Origin of the sequence: Stieleria neptunia (genome assembly GCF_007754155.1) — a bacterium.
Classification (GTDB): Bacteria; Planctomycetota; Planctomycetia; order Pirellulales; family Pirellulaceae; genus Stieleria; species Stieleria neptunia.
In genome coordinates this window covers 8,547,419-8,565,345 of record NZ_CP037423.1, presented here as the reverse complement: position 1 = coordinate 8,565,345, position 17,927 = coordinate 8,547,419, and the positions used below count along the sequence as shown (strand labels likewise).

Below are 17,927 nucleotides of genomic sequence, written 5' to 3'. Positions count from 1 at the left end.
CGGTGGTCTCTTAAAGTGTGCCCGGCATGCGGTCGTAAACAACGCTTTGGAAATACAGCAGGCGTTCCAGGTTTTCGCCGGCGATCCAGACCGCGGCAGACAGCGCGGCACAGACCGCGCCGGCCATGGGCAACCACGGGCACAGGACAACTGCCAATCCCGCCAGCAGCGTGGCGACGACGGCACTGAAGTTTCTCATCCGCAACGTCTCACCGAGATGCTGATGGACCAGCCGCCGAGAACGCCGGTCGTACGGATCATCGGAACCGGCAGGGGTTCGATAGAGCCGGCGTTCACGCGTCCATTTCCACCAGCCGGCAGCGGCACCGGCCAGGCACAAGAGCGCCGCGGTGATGCCGAATCCGGCAAACGCGAACACGACCGCTGCGATGATCGGGCCACAAGTCAGCGAGGTGCCGAAGAAACGCGGCAACGTTCGCGCGCCGCGCCAGGGGCGTCGTTTGGTCGCGATGTAGATCATTGCGCTGCAATACAATCCCGCCAGTCCGACCGGAATCGAAGCAGCCAGCAATGCCCGCCCGGCCCACGCGGGGATCCATTCGGTCGGAATCCACTGTTGGATCGACGTCGGGATCCAGTCCCAGACCACGGGCAGCAGGAGCAACGCGATGGCCCCGGCCAGCAGTCCCATGAACTTGCCCAACACGACGGCTTCGCGACTGAGCCAACTGGTCTTTAAACCCAAAAAGACACGCCACATGCGAAGCGGTTGGCCGAGGTGCAGCGGAGCGATCCCAAGCCCGATGTTGCCGATCGCGAATGCCGAAAGTGCGGCGGCGATCGGTACGGCGTCCGGGACGCTGATTCCCACGGCGGTCAGCACCAGCGTGGAAAGCGATTCCGCGATCAGGATGCCGACGGAAATCTGTGTCGCGACCAACATCACCGCCAACGGCCAATGGCTCTCGGCGACCTCGTCGACGTTCTCGTCCTGGGGACGTGTCCGCGCGGGATCGAGCGGTGATTCGGCAACGTAGCGCGTCGTCGGACCGGTAAGGTTTGAAGACGGCGATGAGGGAACGAGTGTTTCATGCGAAGCGGATGGACCGTTGTCGGTCGGGACGACGGTGATGCGAATCGCCTCGTTCGGACAGGACTGAACGCAGGCCGGTGCTTCGCCCACGCTCAAACGTTGATGACACATGTCGCACTTGCGAACAATGCCCAGGCGATCGCTGTATTGCGGCACCTCGTACGGGCACATCATCGTGCAGTACTTGCAACCGATGCATTGGTCATCCAAGTGGCGGACGATCCCCGTGACCGGGTCTTTGTCGTAGGCTTTGACCGGGCAACCGTTCAGGCATCCGGGGTCTTCGCAGTGGTGGCAGGCGGTGGTGACATGCTGGATCGCGGCGGCGTCGGCATAATCGGGGTCGCCGATCAGCAGCGTCCCGACCCGCCGCCATGATTCGTCCTCTTCCAATCCGTTGAGCGTGTGGCAGGCCACCACACAGGCCTTGCATCCGCTGCACGCATTCAAGTCGACTTCGAAGGCGAATTGCTCGTTCGGTCCGGGGGCCGTCGCCGGCAACAGGCTGCGATAGTATTTTTCCTGCGCCGGTGCGGTCACGGTGTCGGCCGACTCGTGATCGCTGTGCCAATCGCTGAACTGTTCAACGGCGCTGAGCTGTTGTTGCTCGTGCAGCAACTGCCCGACCAATTCGGGCTGTCGGTTGACGACGGGAAGCATAGTGCTCATTGCGTTTCTGTTCCCTTACAGCAACAAAGTCAGGATGTTCGTCATGCGATCTTCTTCGAAGAACGGGATCGCAACACCTTTACAAGGGCCGCCGCGAAAGGGACGTCCCGAGTAGACGATGTCGGGATCTTCGCTGATCGTGGCGACACCGGAGGCATAGGCGAGCCCGGGCAGACTGCCTTCCAACGGAACGTTTTGCTCGCCCTGGTACATCAGCGATTGTTCCAGGCGTTGGTACGCGCGGGACTCCAACAGGAACCGGTCCTCGGCGCATCGCCAGACCTCGTAGCCGCGGGCGATCGGAGCGGAGTCGGAACTGATCAGCACGGCCGCGGCCAGGAAGTCGTCGCCGCAGACCGGCATGCCAACTGCGACTTGCAACGATTCAGCGGACGCGCCGGCCGCACGCAGGAAACCGGGATGACTGGGAAGGTTGTCGTGGATGGTGAAACTGAGGTTGCGCCAGACCTGGCCGGGCAAGCCCATGCCCTTTTCGAAACGCACAAACGAGCTGACGTTTTGGAATCGGTCCAGCGGGCCGTAATAGCCGTGCGTGAGGTTCAGGTCATCGAATTCACCGATCGGCTGCCAGATCTCCATCACCCCGACGGTATCGTCATTGGCGTTGCCGACCCAAGCGATCACCGAAGCGATCTCACCGGAGCGGTAGATCGGAACGCACATCGCGACCGCGTCCGCTTCTCCCTCGACGGACTGTTTGATCGAGGGCAATCCCGTCTCCAGCGAAGCAGCGATCGCGCGATCGGCGACCGGGATCGAGCAGGTCGGTGGCGAACCGCTGTCGTCGATTTCCAACACGATCATGTTGGTCATAAACGAATGATTGGATGTGGCAGTGATCATAGTGTTAAATCGGGTGCGCGATTAAACGCCGACCTCTTGGGGCTCCTGTTCGGCCTGCTTTTTCGCTTCCAAGGCTTCCGCGTCGGCCTTCAACTTCTTGTGGTCTTGATCTTCAAGGAACTGAATCATGTCGCCCCGCAGGTCGTAGTACTGGGGATGATCGAGGACCTCGGCGCGGACCCGCGGCCTGTCAAACGGCATTTCGAATACTTTGCCGACGCGTGCCCGCGGACCGTTGGTCATCATCACGACCCGATCGCTCATGAACAGCGCTTCGTCGACGTCGTGCGTGATCATCAGCGTGGTGACTTTGTCGCGGACGAGGATCTCCAACAGAATCTCTTGCAGCTCCATTCGGGTGAGCGAGTCGAGCATGCCGAACGGTTCATCCAACAGCAACATTTTCGGTTTCAGGGCAAACGCCCGCGCGATCCCGACACGCTGCTGCATGCCTTGGCTGAGTGCCGAGGCGCGTGTGTGGAGGCTGCTGCCGAGCCCGACCAACGTCAGGTAATACCCGGCGATGTCGCGCCGCTGTGCTTTGCTGCCGTGTGGATAGACCTGGTTGACGCCCAGCAACACGTTTTCCAGCGCCGTCATCCACGGCATCAGGCACGGCGATTGAAAGACGACGCCGCGGTCCGGGCCCGGCCCTTCGATTTCGTGGCCGTCGATGACGATCCCGCCGTCGCTGATCGGGTTGAGTCCGGCGGTCATGGTCAACACGGTGCTCTTGCCGCAACCGGAGTGACCGAGCAAGCAAATGTACTCGCCTTTCGCCATGTTCAAATTAAATTCTTCGACAATGACCGCGGGCCCGTTGGGCGTGTCGTAGGTCTTGCCGAGACGAAACATTTCTACATAACCGGCCATGGATCCGCCTTGTGGGGTTCTGTGGTTGTTCGTGTTCGGATGGGTGGTGGTGGTCAAGCCGGCCCGGGCGACACCCGGGCGGCAGGCCGAAAACCTGGCCCACGGGGTTAACCGGCCCGTCCGCGTGGAATTCGCAGACTTCGCGGTTGCAGGTCGGGTAACTCGATCGGCGGTGCTTCGGACGACAACGCTTCGTCGTCACGCGACTTTTGCCGCACGGCGACCAGGTAATTGGTGACCGCGTTTCGTAACCCCTTGAAGGTCTCGTTGTGATTCAGCTCCGTCTTGTTTCTTGGTCGATCCAGTTCGACCGAAAACGCAGGACCCAGTGACGCATTGGGCCCCGGGTTCAGCGGGACAATCCGATCGGCCAACAAGATCGCTTCATCGACATCGTTGGTGATCAGCAAGCAAGTCTGTCGTTCTTCTTCCCAGATCTTCAGGATCTCTTCCTGCAGCACGCTGCGGGTCAAGGCGTCGAGGGCGCCCAGGGGTTCATCGAGCAACAGGACGTTGGGTTTCATGGCCAGGGTTCGTGCCAGTGACACACGTTGGCGCATCCCGCCGGACAATTCGTGCGGTCGGCGATGCACGGCGTGTGACAAGCCGACCATTTCGATAAATTTTTCGACATGGTCGTGTCGTTCGCCACGCGACCAATGTTTGAACACTCGATCGACCGACAGGGCGATGTTTCCCCGCACGGTCAGCCAGGGCAGCAGCGAGTAGTTTTGAAACACGATGCCGCGCTCTTCGCTCGGTCCCTTGATGACCTCGTTCTCCATCACGATCTCGCCGCTGTCGGGCATCTCCAGCCCGGCCAGCAACTTGGTCAGTGTCGTCTTTCCGCTGCCGGAGAAACCGACGATCGCCAGGAACTCGCCCTTGCGCAAATTCAGATTGATATTGTTCAACACTGCGTTGCGCGTGACACCACTCCCATACCCTTTGCTGACCGCCCGCATCGAGATCAACGGATCGGGCGGCGCGGGTCTGGCGATCGATTTGGATCGGGGCCGTTGGAGGACTGCGACGCTCATCGTTTTGCCGGGGCTGAAAGGATTCGAAAGACAAGAAAGGGTTGATCGTCAAACTCAGGCGATGACAGGCCGGAAGCCTGTCTCAATGGCTAGGCGGCTTGTGGGTCACCGAAACTGACCAGGTTTCGCATGAAAATCATGATCCGATCGAGCACCAGTCCGATCACACCGATGATGATCACGCTGAATGCGATGCGGGCGTAGGTCTGGCTGCTGCCGTTTTGAAACTCGTCCCAGACGAACTTGCCCAGCCCCGGGTTTTGGGCCAGCATGTCGGCGGCGATCAGGACCATCCAACCGACGCCCAGACTGATCCGCAGCCCGGCGAACATCAGCGGCAGACTGGCCGGCAGAATGATCTTGAACAGCTGTTGGCTCCAGGAAAGTTTCAGCACGCGGGCCACGTTCATGTAGTCCTTGTCGACGCTTGCCACGCCGAGCGTGGTGTTGACCAGCGTCGGCCACAGGGAACACAACGAGACCGTGATGGCGGAAATCAAAAAGGCTTTATCGAAAAAGTTGTCGCCGGGTTTGGTCCCGGAATAGGCCCAGACGATGATCAAGAACGCCAGCGGCAACCAAGCCAGTGGGCTGACCGGTTTGAAGACCTGGATGAACGGCGTCAGTGCCGCGTTGCACCAGGGGCTCATGCCGCAGAGCACGCCGATCGGGACGGCGATCAAGGTGGCGATGGCGAATCCGACGAACACGGTTTTCAGGCTGGTGACGATCTGGTCGACGAAGGTCGGGGCGCTCGAGGGACGGTAGTTTGCCGCTTGAACCGCCTTCTTCTTCAAGACCAGGGCATTGGCCAGCAGCGTTTCTTTCCGCTCGCCCGTTGCCGATTCGGCCTGCTTGCCCACCGCGTTGGCTTGGGCGAGCAACTGGACGGCTTGCAACGTTTTTTCCTGCTTGACCTTGAGGTCCTCGGCGCGCTGAGCCGAATGCATCGCGAACAGTTCTTTGCCGGCCGTCCAGGTGTCGGTCGGGCTGGGCAGCCGCATGCTGTCGGTGACCACCGTGCGGGCGGCGGCCGACCACAACATCAGGAACACGGCGACGGCCGCGACCGGCAAGACCACGAACTTGGCAATCCCTTTGAGTTGCTCTTTGACGTCTTCGCCGGCGAGCAGTCTGACGAACGGTTCCAGGGCGGGAAGCCCGGCAACGTCACAGAACTTCAGTGCTTTTCCTCTCCAATTCATACGATTCGCTACAAGGTGGTTGGGGGGTGGAGTTCGGGTTGAGTGATTCGATGCGGGGTCTGTTTCGATGGGGGATCTGTTTCGATCCGGGGTCCACGGCCGGGTCGGACGTCTGGCACCGGACCGAGACGTCCGACCCGAATGGCCGCTTCCCGAACATGCAACGGCGAGGCGGTCACCGCGCATGTACATTCCAGAAGCTTGGCCGGCGCGACCGACGTCCGTGCCACGTCGATCGCGCCGAGGGGTCTGTTACTGCTTGGCCAACGATTCGGGATCTTTGTTGCCGATCTCGAAACCATTGACGTAGCCCACCGGGTCCTTGGCGTCGTACGGGGTGCCATCAATGAACTCTGTCGTGACGTCTCGATAGCCGTCGTAGTCCTCCGCGGGGAAGTCTTCGGCAGACGCCTTGCCTTCGGCGACCAACATCGCCGCGGCCTTGCGATAGATTTCCGGCTTGTAGATCTCCTGGGCCGTTTCCGCGTACCAACTCGCGGGCTTGCCTTCGGTGATCTGGCCCCAGCGTCGCATCTGCGTCAAGAACCAGATGCAGTCGCTGTAGTGCGGATAGCTGGCGTAGTATTTAAAGAAGACGTTGAAGTCGGGCATCGGGCGGACGTCGGTCTCTTGAAAGACAAACGTGCCGGTCATGCTGTTGTCGATCACGTCTTCGTCCGCTCCGACGTAATCTTTTCCCGACAGAATTTTGGCGGCTTCTTGGCGGTTGACCAGGACGCCGTTTTCGTCGGTTGCGTCGAGCCATTTGCCGGCGCGGATCAAGGCCTTGATCACGGCAAGGTGGGTGTTGGGGTGTTTTTCGTCCCACTCTTTGGTCACGCCGAAGACTTTCTCGGGATTGTTCTTCCAAATGTCATAGTTGGTGGTGACCGGAACGCCGATGCCCTTGACGACGGCTTGTTGGTTCCACGGTTCGCCGACGCAATAACCGAGGATCGTTCCGGCTTCCAACGTCGCGGGCATCTGGGGCGGCGGAGTGACCGACAACAACACGTCGGCGTCGACGGTCCCTTGGATGTTTTCTTCGGTGTACATCCCCGGATGAATGCCCGCGGCGGCCAGCCAATATCGAATTTCGTAGTTGTGCGTGCTGACGGGGAAGACCATCCCCATGTTGAAATCCTTGCCCTCTTGCTTGTACGAGTCGACGATCGGCTTGAGCGAGGTCGCGGGTATCGGATGCGGCGGTGTGTCGGACTTCAACGCCGGATCATTCTCCTGCATCTGTTCCCAGATTTCATTGCTGACCGTGATCCCGTTGCCGTTGTAATCCAGGCTATAGGCGGTGATCACGTGAGCTTGGGTGCCGAATCCGATGGTCGCACCGATCGGCTGGCCGGCCAACATGTGGGCGCCGTCGAGTTGGCCGTCGATCACCCGGTCCAGCAACACTTTCCAGTTCGATTGAGCTTCGATTTCGACGTTCAATCCTTCCTCTTCGAAGTAGCCCTTCTCTTTCGCGATCACCAGCGGCGCACAGTCGGTCAGCTTGATGAAGCCGAATTTCAAGTTTGGTTTTTCGACGTCCAGGATTTCCATCACCGCGGCGCCCGCGTCGGCGTCTTCGCCCGCGGTGGTTTCGAGTTTCGCCGCGGCGGCTTCCAGGTCTTCCAATGAGATGTTGGAATCAGAACAGCCGATCTGCAACGCACCGACCAACAGGAGCGTCAGCGGGGCGAGCGCGGACGTTGGCAGATGTCGCAGGACTTGCATGGAAAGGGATCGCAAAGGCACTTGGGCAAACTCCCAGAGGAGGGTGGTGGAAAAGGTGTGGCGTTTTCCGGTGCCCCTCCACTTGGTGCGGAGAGGAGACCAGGATGACCGGACTGCTCCGTCATCCCACAGACCGAGCGAGGCACGCCACGTGCCAAAGCCGATGTCAAGATCGGCCCGGACCGACAACGTGAGGGAGGTGCGACACAGTGGCCGAGCAAGGTAAGACGATTCACCGTAAAGCCAATCCGCGTGAATTGACTTGACAACGTGCGGTGATCGTGATCTGCACCGATTGCGGGCAGTCACTCCACCCCGCTGCACAGGAATCGTGCGAGGGGATTGCAGGTCGTCCCCCGACACGTGCATCACGCGACTTTAACGATTGTCGTGGCTGTTCACGGTTCGGGAAATTCTTCACGAATCGACGTCATCGATGAGACGATAGAGCACAACATGACGGTCGGATTCGCCGGAGCCGACGCGGATGTTCACCGGGATGATGGGGCGTGATGTGCGACAGGCGGTTGCGCACTGGCTCGAATCTCTCGGGGAACTTGCCATTCCATTAGTCGTCACCTCCTCGGTGACTAACCGTTCCGTAAGGAAGGAGTCCTACGTGATGCCTCCACATCAAAACACTCGCCGGCGCACGCTCGCGTTGGCACTGCTTGCCGGCTTAACCGCCGCCCCGTCGGCGCTGGCCGAAACACCACACGGCCTGGTCGAGACGGTCGTACTGGACGCCACCGACACGCCGCAAGGCAACGTCCAATTGGTGGCCGATACACAGTACGGCAATGTCCCCTACATCGCCTTTCAGGAGGAGCCCGCGCCGTTGGAGGATGCCCCCCAAGCGGACCCGCCACAGCCCGTTCCGATGGACGAGCCGGCTCCCGCGGCGACGGTCGATGCCGCTTCGATGGCCGCGCCCGTCGTGACGAGTTGCAACTGCTGCACGACGCCGTGCTGCACCAAGGCGAAAAAAGCCGCCGCGACGGCAGCGATGAAAAGCGCCTACGCCGGTGTGTTCTACGCCAACAACTTCAGCTATCTGAACGATCCCTGCTACGACGGCCCTTCGTTCTTTGGCGATTCGCTCAAGGGCATGCTGGGCGGCAAGCTGGACATCGGTGGCGAAGCGCGGATGCGTTACCACAACGAGAACAACTTTCGCGGCCTGGGATTGACCGGCGTCGACGATTCGTTCTTCCTGACCCGCTATCGGATGTTCGCGAATCTGCGGATCAACGAGTATTTCCGCGCCTACGGCGAGTACTTGTACGCCGATTCGGGCGGCGAGACGTTCAACAACCGACCGATCGAAGAGAATCGTGGTGAAATCCAGAACCTGTTCTTGGACACCAAGCTGACCGATTCGTTGAACTTGCGTCTGGGACGACAAGAATTGCTGTTCGGCGACCAGCGGTTGATTTCACCGTTGGATTGGGCGAACACGCGACGCTCGTTCCAAGGTGTCCGCGGAACCTACAAGGGCGATGCCTGGACCGTCGACGGGTTCTTTGTCAATCCGCTCAATCGAAATGCCGCCAACGAAAGCAAGATCGACGACGCCAACGAGGACGTGGACTTCTACGGAGTCTATGCCAGCAACAGCGGAACCGCGTTGGGAACCGTGGACGCGTACTACCTGGGACTGAACAACCAGGTGCTTGATTTTGACTACCATACGCTCGGTTCACGCGTCGCCGGGTCGTCCGACGCCGGCGTGCTGTATGCCATGGAAGGCGGCGTCCAGTTCGGTTCCAACAGCCCCGGGTATGGTGACCACAGCGCCGGATTCTTTACCGGCGGCTTGGGCAAACAGTTGAGCATTTGCACCGGCTGTGGCGAGTGGAAACCGACGGTTTGGTTCTGGTATGACTGGGCGTCCGGTGGCGATGACGTTCCGGCCGCACGCGGGGACGATAGTTTCGACCACCTGTTCCCACTGGCTCACAAATACTTGGGCCTGATGGACTTGTTCGGACGTCGGAACATCAACGACGTCAACGCCCAGTTCATCACGCCGATCTTGGGTGACAAGGTCAAGTTGCTGGTCTGGTACCACCACTTTTTCCTCGATCAAGCCACGACGCCATATGGTGTCACCATGGCCCCCTTCAACCCCGCCAATGCCGCCGGGGACAAGGAACTCGGTCAGGAGATCGATCTGGTGCTGACTTGCGGAATCAACCCGCGGACGAACGTCCAAATCGGTTATTCGCACTTCCGTGCCGGCGACTACTACGACACCACGGCCGGGGTTCCGACCAACGCCGACGCCGACTTCTTCTGGACCCAGTTCCAGTGGCGGTTCTAGGCGGAGCCTGGGGACAAGATCGCAGTGGGGTAAGCATCTTGCTTGCCACCCTCGCCGGCTCCGCCGGCGAACCTGCGATGTGTCGCTTCCGACCCATTGGCTCCCAGGCGGGAGCGCGATCGGGACGTCACGCGGTGCGTGACGCAAGGCAAGCTGGAAGCTTACCCCACTCGTTCCAAGGCTCTGCCTTGGAACGCGATGGGCCGGAGGCTCTGCCTCCTGGCCAGAGGCGGAGCCTCGTCAGAAGTGCGTTCCCAGGCGGAGCCTGGGAACGAGTTGAAAGCCTATCCCACCGTTAACCGGCTTTCGCTGCCGACGCGTCGCTTTCATGGGCGGCGTCGAGCATCACGTTGCTGAGCGTCACGTAGGTGATCGTCCAGGCCTGCTTGACTTCGTCGGTGAAGGCCTCCGCGAGCCCTTGTTGGAGCGTCCAGAGCAACGCCTCGCCGACCGTCTGGTAACTCTCGTCGGGGACGCCGTACTTGACATGTCGCCGCCCCAGGTCTTGGACCGCGGGCAGGATGTCTTCCAATTTGGTCAGTGAGGTGACGGCTAGATTTAATGTCGCCATCAGCTTCTTGCCCTGCTCTTTCATGTCGCCCTTGAAGAGCGGTTTCAGAGACGGATCGAGTTCAAACAGGCGGCCATAAAACAGTTCTGCGGCTTGCTCGGAAATCGGTTTTACCTTTTCCCAAGAAGACTGAACCAAATCGATTTGTTGGGGAGTCATCAGTCGTACGCTCGTGGTTACGTGTCAAAAAAAAGGAGAGAGTGGCATCCGTGCCAGGAAAACGGTGAAGGTTGTGATGGTCAGCGATTAAAGCGGGACCCGCACCAGCACTCCGCCCATCACGTCGTCTTTGGCAAATTCGGGGTAGTCGTCGCCGCGATTGGGGTGTTCGTTGTGGCACGACCAGCAGGCCTCGGCGACGGCACGGTCGGGATAGACGGCGACGAAGTACTTTTGGTCGCCGAGTTCTTCTTCCCCGTAGAAGTTCTCTCCGGGATTGTCGCTCAGGTAATCGAGTGCCGTCTGTTCCAGCTCGGTCTTGGCCTGGTGCTGGTCATTGAGCGGCCATTTGCTGCGCAGGGCGTAGGTGAAACCAGCTTCCGGGTTCTCGTCGACCAACTCGGCGCCCATGCGGAACATCTGCGCCGGCAACGGAATCGAGTTCTCGGTGTCTTCCCAGTATTCGAACGCTTTGACGGGGGCGTCTTGCTTGTTCAGATTCGTCACGACGTGCGTCGCGTAGACGGTCCGGTCGGCCATCATCACCGCATGCACGCCATCGGCAAATTGTTGGGGCGTGATCCCACCGGACGGTGTCGAACTCGCTTCGCTGTTGCTGCACCCCGATAGCGCCGCCAGGGGCAGCACTGCGCACACGGTCAGGGCCGCGGCGGCAAGTTGTTGGTTGCGATTCAATTTCATCATGAAAATCCTAAAGGGAACGTGGCGAAAAAAGAGAGAAAAACAGGGTCACGGTTTCTTGAGACGGGCGTCGCGTTTGGCCTGGCGCTGCAGGAACCACGCGTGCGCCATTTGCACGCTTTCAATGCGTTCGGTCGGGGCATCGCCGAAGCACGACGCGACGGATCGGGGATCGGCCAAAGCGCTGAGTGAATACTCCAGTCCGTGGCAGTGCGTGCAGACCTGTCGGGCCATCGTTTCGCTGGGTCGCAGGTTTGCGTTCTGGTCATGGTTGACCCAGATCCCGGTCTCGCCTTCGATCCGGGGCAGGTGACAGCTGGCGCAGGAAACGCCGCTGCCGACGGCGCCGCTGCCGGCCAGTTCCTCTTGCCACAGCGCCGCGTGCGCGCTGTCGCGGTAGGCCAACGAATGATCGTCCGCGTGGCACTGCAGGCAGGCCTCGGCGGCGGCGAATTGGGTGTCGAATCGATGACCGGGATGACAGGCGTTGCAGTCCAGTTGTGCATGGGCCTGGCCGGCATGCATCGGCAATCGGGCCTGGTCGGGCGTCATCGCGGGCAGCCCGACGGCCAGCCGCATCCCGTGCTTGCCGGTTTGAAAACTGGCGACCTGGCCGGCATGGCATTGCTGGCAGCTTTCCATGGCGACGGCTTCGGACCACGCCGTGTCACCGTTCCCGCCGTGGCAGTGCGTGCAGTTGACGCCCGCGCGGGCGTGGGCGGTTGTCGCCCAGTCGTCCAGCACGCGTTGGTCGACCGATTGCGTCGCGGGATGATCGGCTTGATCGATCGCCAGCGGGCGGTCGGGGCGAAAGACGCCCGAGAGCGACGCGGCGGTCGACCGCCGGGGCAACGACGCAAGCTCCAAATGATCCGGCTGGCCGTGGTGATCATCGAGATACTTTTCATAGAGCGCACGGTTGTCGTGGTAATTGTGACACCCGGCGGTGGCGCAACTGTCGTATGCCATGTCGCGGTGGCTGGGCCGCGAATCGGCGACCTCTTGATGACAGTGCCAACAGTAATCGGCCGGCAGGGTCAGCCCCATCGTCAACGTCTGTTCGGGGACGTGTTCTTGATGGCAACTCAAGCAGTTTTGCGCGTCGAGCACCGCCAGTCGTTCGGCGTTGGTCGGGTCGCGAAACTTCTTTGCCGGGTGCGTGTCCTTGGCCCGATCCAACTGTTCGCCGTGGCAACGGATGCAGGCATCTTGCATGACGTCGGATCCGCTCGGGCCGTCCGCCGAACGCCCCGGGTCATGGCAGGCGTTGCAATCCATTTCGATCTGATAGTGGCCGTGCGTCGTTTCACCGGGCAGCCAAGCGGTTTTGCTGACCGATGCGGGGGCGACCAGCCCGAAGCCGAAATAGGCGGCGATCGAGACATTGATCGCCGCCCACGTCAACCATTTTGGCGCGTGCGGAGACTGACGAAATGCGTTCCAGGCCGATCGGATTTGAATGTTCATGATCAATCGCTGAACCAATAAAAGCCGAGCACATGAAGCGCGATCAAGATCGGCAACGGCCAGGTCACCCAGAGGTGCATGCGGCTCAATCGGGGACGCCAGCGACGAATCCACATCCCCAGATTCCCCGACGCGCGACTCTCCAGGCTGCTTGTGATTCCCGCCACCGCGCCCAACGTCGCGGCGGACAAGAAACAAACCGCGAGCAAGAAATTCAGGTTGTGTCCCAGCCGCATCCCGGTGTGAAGGGCGACGCCCAGCAGCACCGCCGTCCCCAATACGCCGTGTGCGGCACGCCAGAACCCGTACGATCCCCAATGAAACCACGACAGGCGTTTGCGGAGCGAAAAGACGAGCCCCAGCAGCGTCAATCCGACCAGGGTGAATCCACTGACCTGGCGACCGAGATCACTCCGCCAAATCGATTCGACCGCTCGCCACGACGATTGCACGCTGTCGGTCAGCGGGATCGGCGGAACGACCCACCAAGCCAGACCGGCCAACAACGCCAACACGCTGGCCACCATCATGGTCCTCGCCCCGGGGACCACGACCGGTTCGGCCGTCGCGGCGCCGGCCAGCTGGCCGACCAGACCCCGACAGCTGCCGCACGCGGTCGAAGCACCGCATGCCAGCGCGATTTGTTCGACGTCTGGTTTGCCGTCGTCGATCAATTCGACGATCGTCGATTTGCTGACCGATAGACACGAACACACGATCGCGTCCGCCGGCCAATCGGTGACCGGCATCGCACCACCGGGCGACCAGGGGGATCCTGTGTTCAAGAATCGTTTGCGTTGCCAGGGCCACAGTCGCGCCCGTTTGGCGATCGCCTGTCTGACTTGTGGCAATTCATCCCAGGGGCCGACACAGGACGCGCCGACGATTCGGCCCCGTTCGGTCAACAGTTTTCGATAACCCGATTCGTCATGGTGCGTGACCACGTTGCCGCCGGCGAATTCACCGATCGTCGTGCCCAGCGTCGCGACTTGCACGCCCATCAGTTTCAGTTCCGCTGATTCGTCGGCACCGTTGAACGTGGTGTCGCCGCCGGCCAGCCGCTGTGCCAAAACATCGGCCATGCGAAAACAGGGCGCGGCAAGTCCGAAGACGTGGTCGTTGAACGAGGCGCATTCGCCGATCGCAAAAATGTCCGGATCGCTGGTCTGTAAACACGCGTTGACCTTCACTCCCCGACGCGGGCCGATTTCAAGACCCGCCGCTTCGGCCAGTTTGTCGTTGGGACGCACGCCCGCGGCGACCACCAGCAAGTCGACGTGCAGATCACTTGCGTTGGAAAACTCGATGCGTATCCCCTCGTCGACGACAGCGATCGATTCGGTGCGGCGGACCAGCTGGACATCAACGCCCAAACTCTTGATCTTGCGTTTGAGCAGTCCTGCGGCGTCGGCGTCCAGTTGTCGCGGCATCAATCCCGGTGCCATTTCGATCACGCTGACCGACAACCCCAGGTCCATCAGGATTTTGGCGGCTTCCAAACCCAACAGGCCGCCGCCGATCACGCCACCTCGACGCACGTTTCGTGACGCGCAGTAGTCGCGAATCGATTCCAGGTCGGCGATCGTGCGATAGACAAACACACCTTCGCTATCACAACCCCTGATCGGGGGCACGAAGGCGTGAGATCCGGTCGCCAAGACCAATTGGTCGTAGGGATAGAGCGACCCGTCCTGATCAAACACCATCCGTTGCTCGCGATCGATCCGCTCGATGCGACGCCCCGTCACCAATTCGATGTGATGTTTCTGGTACCAATCCCGCGGCGCCAACAACAGCTCTTCCGCCGAGCGACCCTCGAAGTAAGTGGACAAGTTGACTCGGTCATACGCCGGCAGCGGTTCGTCACCGATGACCGTGACGTCATAACCCTGGATGACACCACTGCGGACGAGGCGATCGCATAACCCAAAACCTGCCATTCCGCCGCCGACGATCACCAGCCGGGGGCGCTGTTGGGACGCAGTGTGACGCTGGGCGGTGGTGGGACCGACCTGTTGACGATTTGCGAGAGGGGCGTTCAGCGCGGTAACCATGTCCGGGGGAGGTGAAACCGGGGGAAGGAACCGTGGAGATCGACTTCGGTTGACCTCCCTGGACGGGCTTGCTGTGCCTCGCAAGGGCCGACCGAGTCACCTCCGCACGCAAGAGTTGCGCCAATCCGCACAACGGTGCAGGTTTAGCGGATCGGCGCTGATCGAATTCGACACAGTGCAAGGCGAAGGTTTTAAAAGTATCCCTTAGCGTGCAGGTTTTTATGTGAGACGCGGATCCGAGTCTGCTGGAACCAGCGCGAATCCGGTGCACGTCCGAGCCGATCTGCCTAAGTGCGCGGCAGCGGAGGATCGATCAGCGAACGATCTGCGAACGATGGTCGTGAATTCTTGCAAACTGATCTAGAAACGCGGGGGAAGATTCCGCTAGACGTGATCCTTGATCGTTCACCCGCTTGATTTTCGCACGAATCCGTCATGGAGGACTGTCGTGCAAACGATAAAAACCGCCGCCGTTGTCGTTCTGATGCTCACCGTCTTGTACGGCGGCTATGTGTCGTTGACCACTCCGCCCGAACCGCTGCCCGATGAGATCGAGGAAATCTTGGTCATTGAAGAGGCGGGCGGATCCGCCTTTGGGGCCGGCGAAGCGGTCGCCAGCGGATTGCAGCTCGACGAGCCGCCACCGGGTGTGCTGACCGCGTCCACGGAAGCCATGGTGCAACCGGCTCCGCTGCCGAGCCCGATGCCCAGTCCCCTGCCCAGCTCAACCGCCAACTCGGCGCCTGCTCCTGCAGCTCGTGCCAATTCCGGGACCTTTGGCAGTTCGTTTGCGGATTTGCCACCGAAACTGGAATCCTCGGTCGATCGCAATTCGGCCGCCGCGGCGACGATCACCAAGCTGCCCGCGGTCGATCCGGGCGCACCCGGTGTGACGCCCGGACCGGTGGATTCGTACGCTTCGACGCCCGGCGACTTTCGCCTGCCCGATCCCGACGCGGCCGCTGCGACCTTTGATCCGACGCGTGGCGCTGCGTTCAACGGCGGCCCGGCCGGATTCACGATGACCGACAACTCCCCGACGACGGCGGTCGAAACACTGGGCAATCCCCCCGCCGGCGAAAACCGTGGACTGATCAATGCGTTCAAGTCGGCCGATGCGATGTTCGTCAAGGGCCAGCTGAAAGAAGCCTTGGCCACGCTGAGCGTTTTTTACGGGATGCCAAACCTGTCGCCCGATCAACGCCAACAATTACTCAGCCGGCTTGATCCCCTGGCCCGCGAGGTGATCTATTCGCGACGGCATTTGCTCGAACCGCCGCACCGCGTGACCGCCAGCGAAACCTTGGTGGAGATCGCCGACAAGTACGAAGTGCCCTCGCAATTGCTGGCCAACATCAATCAGGTGGATGATCCGGTCACGGTGCTTCCGGGAACGGAACTGAAAATCGTCCGTGGACCGTTTCGCGCCGAAGTCGATTTGACGGGGCAACAATTGACGCTGTTCCTCGGCGATCTGTACGCCGGACGATTCGAAATTGGCGTCGGAAACGACCCGGCCCCCAAACCCGGGACCTACACCGTCCAAGAGAAACAGACCTCGCACGTGTACTATGACCGCTCCGGCGTTCCCGTTCCGGCCGGCAGCCCCGACAACCCCTACGGCAAGATGTGGTTGGACTTGGGGGGACAGATCAGCATCCACGGCAGCCCCAACACGGTGCAGCCGACCCAGGCCGGGTGCATCAGTGTCGCCGGCGACTACGCCGATGACATCTATGGGATTCTCAGCCAGGGTTCCTCTGTGACGATTCGCCGGTAACAATGCACTTTGGCACCAAACCGGGTGTTTATTGTTAGCGGTGGGGCGCGAGCCCTCCGGTCAGGACGTAGGCGACCGGACAGAACGTAGGCGGCCGGGCAGCAAGCTTGCCGGCGCCGAATCACGCAGGGAATCATGGCATGACGTACAACAAACAAGACTTGATCGATCTTCTGGGATCCGAAGCGCTCCAGCGTGGCGAATTCACGCTGGCAAGCGGCAAAAAAGCCTCTTACTACCTCGATTGTCGACGCATCACGTTGCATCCCAAGGGTGCGGGCTTGGTCGCCGCCGGGATGTTGGCGGAGATCCAGGCATCCGGTCCGCTGCCGGCCGCGGTCGGTGGGATGGCGATCGGCGCCGATCCGATCACCGCCGCGATCGTCACCGTGGCCGGACAACAAGATCTGCCGCTGAAAGGTTTCATGGTTCGCAAGGAACCGAAGGGGCACGGCATGGGCAAACAGGTCGAAGGGCCAGTGGAACCCGGCCAGGAAGTGGTGATCGTCGAAGACGTGATCACCAGCGGCGGCAGCGCGCTCAAAGCCGTCGAGGCGGCCGAAGCGTTCGGGCTCAAGGTCCGCGAAGTCATCGGGATCATCGACCGGCTGGCCGGCGGCGAAGCCGCGTTTGCGGCCCGCGGATTGAAACTCAAAACGTTGACCACCATTCGCGATTTCGGGATCGAGCCGGAATAGTGGAAACGTCGCTGCATCAACAGTTGAAACTCCACTACGCCTGTGACGCGTCACAAACCGAAGTCGTCGTCGGGCGTTATCGGATTGATGCGGTTCGAAACGATGAATTGATCGAAGTGCAATGCGCGTCCCTTTCGGCGATCAAATCCAAAATCAACGCGCTGCTGCATCGCCACACCGTCCGGGTGGTCAAACCGATCATCCTGCGAACTCGGATCGCCAAGAAGAAGACGGCGCGCGGAAAAGTGACGTCGCGACGGATGAGTCCCAAACGCGGCGACACGCTGGATCTGTTCGAAGACTTGATCTATTTCACGCGCGTGTTTCCGCATCCGAATTTGATTTTGGAATTGGCGCTGCTGCACGTGGAACAAACGCGTGTCCCCAGCCGCCGACATCGACGCCGCTGGCGCAAAGACTATCAAGTCGCCGATGTTTCACTCGAACAGATCGAATCGACGTTGGAACTTCGCAGTGCCGATGATCTCTTTGAACTGGTGGGACTGGATCGCCAGACCGAGTCGTTTACGACCGAAGACATCGCGCGGGTGACCGGCCGCCCGCGGTGGTTCGCACAAAAAATCGCGTATGTGCTCAAGCACACCCAGGCGATCGAGCCGATCGGACGCAACCGATCTGGCATTCTGTATCGCGCCGCGTAGCGGCCGTGGGGTAAGCATCTTGCTTGCCGTCCTCGCCGGCTCCGCCGGCGAACGCGTCCCCCAAGCAGAGCC

At 60.9% G+C, this 17,927-nt stretch carries 14 protein-coding genes; 4 read left to right on the top strand and 10 right to left on the bottom strand.

Annotation, left to right across the window (positions count from 1 at the left end; genetic code table 11):
* Positions 1-10: 10 nt before the first annotated feature.
* From Enr13x_RS29815 to Enr13x_RS29790, 6 genes are all read right to left on the bottom strand, one after another.
* Positions 11-1,723, bottom strand: coding sequence for a DmsC/YnfH family molybdoenzyme membrane anchor subunit (locus Enr13x_RS29815; RefSeq protein WP_145390475.1), 1,713 nt, complete (start codon positions 1,721-1,723; stop codon positions 11-13).
* 15 nt (positions 1,724-1,738) lie between these two features.
* The gene (locus tag Enr13x_RS29810; protein WP_145390474.1) at positions 1,739-2,587 is read right to left on the bottom strand and encodes a hypothetical protein; all 849 of its coding nucleotides are present in this window, start codon (positions 2,585-2,587) and stop codon (positions 1,739-1,741) included.
* Positions 2,588-2,608: 21 nt separating this feature from the next.
* Complete coding sequence (locus tag Enr13x_RS29805) at positions 2,609-3,460, bottom strand: ABC transporter ATP-binding protein (RefSeq protein ID WP_145390473.1); 852 nt, start codon at positions 3,458-3,460, stop codon at positions 2,609-2,611.
* Between the two features lie 107 nt (positions 3,461-3,567).
* Positions 3,568-4,500 carry an ABC transporter ATP-binding protein gene (locus Enr13x_RS29800; RefSeq protein ID WP_145390472.1) on the bottom strand — a complete coding sequence of 311 codons (933 nt, stop codon included), beginning with the start codon at positions 4,498-4,500 and terminating at the stop codon, positions 3,568-3,570.
* A gap of 89 nt (positions 4,501-4,589) precedes the next feature.
* A complete protein-coding gene (locus Enr13x_RS29795) occupies positions 4,590-5,705 on the bottom strand; it encodes an ABC transporter permease (protein WP_145390471.1) in 1,116 nt (371 codons plus the stop codon).
* 252 nt (positions 5,706-5,957) lie between these two features.
* Entirely contained in the window at positions 5,958-7,439 is a 1,482-nt protein-coding gene (locus tag Enr13x_RS29790; RefSeq protein WP_145392762.1) for a CmpA/NrtA family ABC transporter substrate-binding protein, read from the bottom strand.
* 622 nt (positions 7,440-8,061) lie between these two features.
* Here Enr13x_RS29790 and Enr13x_RS29785 point away from each other — a divergent pair.
* Entirely contained in the window at positions 8,062-9,762 is a 1,701-nt protein-coding gene (locus Enr13x_RS29785; RefSeq protein WP_231743857.1) for an alginate export family protein, read from the top strand.
* Positions 9,763-10,057: 295 nt separating this feature from the next.
* Here Enr13x_RS29785 and Enr13x_RS29780 read toward each other — a convergent pair whose 3' ends face one another.
* The 4 genes from Enr13x_RS29780 to Enr13x_RS29765 all read right to left on the bottom strand — a co-directional run bounded on the left by Enr13x_RS29780 (position 10,058) and on the right by Enr13x_RS29765 (position 14,715).
* Positions 10,058-10,492 carry a globin family protein gene (locus Enr13x_RS29780; protein ID WP_145390470.1) on the bottom strand — a complete coding sequence of 145 codons (435 nt, stop codon included), beginning with the start codon at positions 10,490-10,492 and terminating at the stop codon, positions 10,058-10,060.
* 87 nt (positions 10,493-10,579) lie between these two features.
* A complete protein-coding gene (locus Enr13x_RS29775; protein WP_231743856.1) occupies positions 10,580-11,197 on the bottom strand; it encodes a Tll0287-like domain-containing protein in 618 nt (205 codons plus the stop codon).
* A 45-nt stretch (positions 11,198-11,242) separates the two neighbouring features.
* Positions 11,243-12,661 carry a cytochrome c3 family protein gene (locus tag Enr13x_RS29770; protein WP_145390469.1) on the bottom strand — a complete coding sequence of 473 codons (1,419 nt, stop codon included), beginning with the start codon at positions 12,659-12,661 and terminating at the stop codon, positions 11,243-11,245.
* Positions 12,662-12,663: 2 nt separating this feature from the next.
* Positions 12,664-14,715, bottom strand: coding sequence for an FAD-dependent oxidoreductase (locus Enr13x_RS29765; RefSeq protein ID WP_145390468.1), 2,052 nt, complete (start codon positions 14,713-14,715; stop codon positions 12,664-12,666).
* Between the two features lie 448 nt (positions 14,716-15,163).
* On the opposite strand from Enr13x_RS29765, the gene Enr13x_RS29760 reads away from it, so the two are divergent.
* The 3 genes from Enr13x_RS29760 (at position 15,164) to Enr13x_RS29750 (ending at position 17,855) form a co-directional block, all read left to right on the top strand.
* Positions 15,164-16,495 carry a L,D-transpeptidase family protein gene (locus Enr13x_RS29760; protein ID WP_231743855.1) on the top strand — a complete coding sequence of 444 codons (1,332 nt, stop codon included), beginning with the start codon at positions 15,164-15,166 and terminating at the stop codon, positions 16,493-16,495.
* Between the two features lie 140 nt (positions 16,496-16,635).
* Positions 16,636-17,193, top strand: a complete 558-nt coding sequence (gene pyrE / locus Enr13x_RS29755; protein WP_145390467.1) for an orotate phosphoribosyltransferase — start codon at positions 16,636-16,638, stop codon at positions 17,191-17,193.
* Complete coding sequence (locus tag Enr13x_RS29750) at positions 17,193-17,855, top strand: hypothetical protein (protein WP_145390466.1); 663 nt, start codon at positions 17,193-17,195, stop codon at positions 17,853-17,855. Before pyrE ends, Enr13x_RS29750 begins: the two co-directional genes overlap by 1 nt.
* Positions 17,856-17,927 lie beyond the last annotated feature (72 nt).

What these genes read in the sequence shown, in the direction of transcription:
- Enr13x_RS29815 (WP_145390475.1), bottom strand. Translation starts at nt 1,723, where the DNA reads ATGAGCACTATGCTTCCCGTCGTCAACCGACAGCCCGAATTGGTCGGG.
- Enr13x_RS29810 (WP_145390474.1), bottom strand. Translation starts at nt 2,587, where the DNA reads ATGATCACTGCCACATCCAATCATTCGTTTATGACCAACATGATCGTG.
- Enr13x_RS29805 (WP_145390473.1), bottom strand. Translation starts at nt 3,460, where the DNA reads ATGGCCGGTTATGTAGAAATGTTTCGTCTCGGCAAGACCTACGACACG.
- Enr13x_RS29800 (WP_145390472.1), bottom strand. Translation starts at nt 4,500, where the DNA reads ATGAGCGTCGCAGTCCTCCAACGGCCCCGATCCAAATCGATCGCCAGA.
- Enr13x_RS29795 (WP_145390471.1), bottom strand. Translation starts at nt 5,705, where the DNA reads ATGAATTGGAGAGGAAAAGCACTGAAGTTCTGTGACGTTGCCGGGCTT.
- Enr13x_RS29790 (WP_145392762.1), bottom strand. Translation starts at nt 7,439, where the DNA reads ATGCAAGTCCTGCGACATCTGCCAACGTCCGCGCTCGCCCCGCTGACG.
- Enr13x_RS29785 (WP_231743857.1), top strand. Translation starts at nt 8,062, where the DNA reads ATGCCTCCACATCAAAACACTCGCCGGCGCACGCTCGCGTTGGCACTG.
- Enr13x_RS29780 (WP_145390470.1), bottom strand. Translation starts at nt 10,492, where the DNA reads ATGACTCCCCAACAAATCGATTTGGTTCAGTCTTCTTGGGAAAAGGTA.
- Enr13x_RS29775 (WP_231743856.1), bottom strand. Translation starts at nt 11,197, where the DNA reads ATGATGAAATTGAATCGCAACCAACAACTTGCCGCCGCGGCCCTGACC.
- Enr13x_RS29770 (WP_145390469.1), bottom strand. Translation starts at nt 12,661, where the DNA reads ATGAACATTCAAATCCGATCGGCCTGGAACGCATTTCGTCAGTCTCCG.
- Enr13x_RS29765 (WP_145390468.1), bottom strand. Translation starts at nt 14,715, where the DNA reads ATGGTTACCGCGCTGAACGCCCCTCTCGCAAATCGTCAACAGGTCGGT.
- pyrE (WP_145390467.1), top strand. Translation starts at nt 16,636, where the DNA reads ATGACGTACAACAAACAAGACTTGATCGATCTTCTGGGATCCGAAGCG.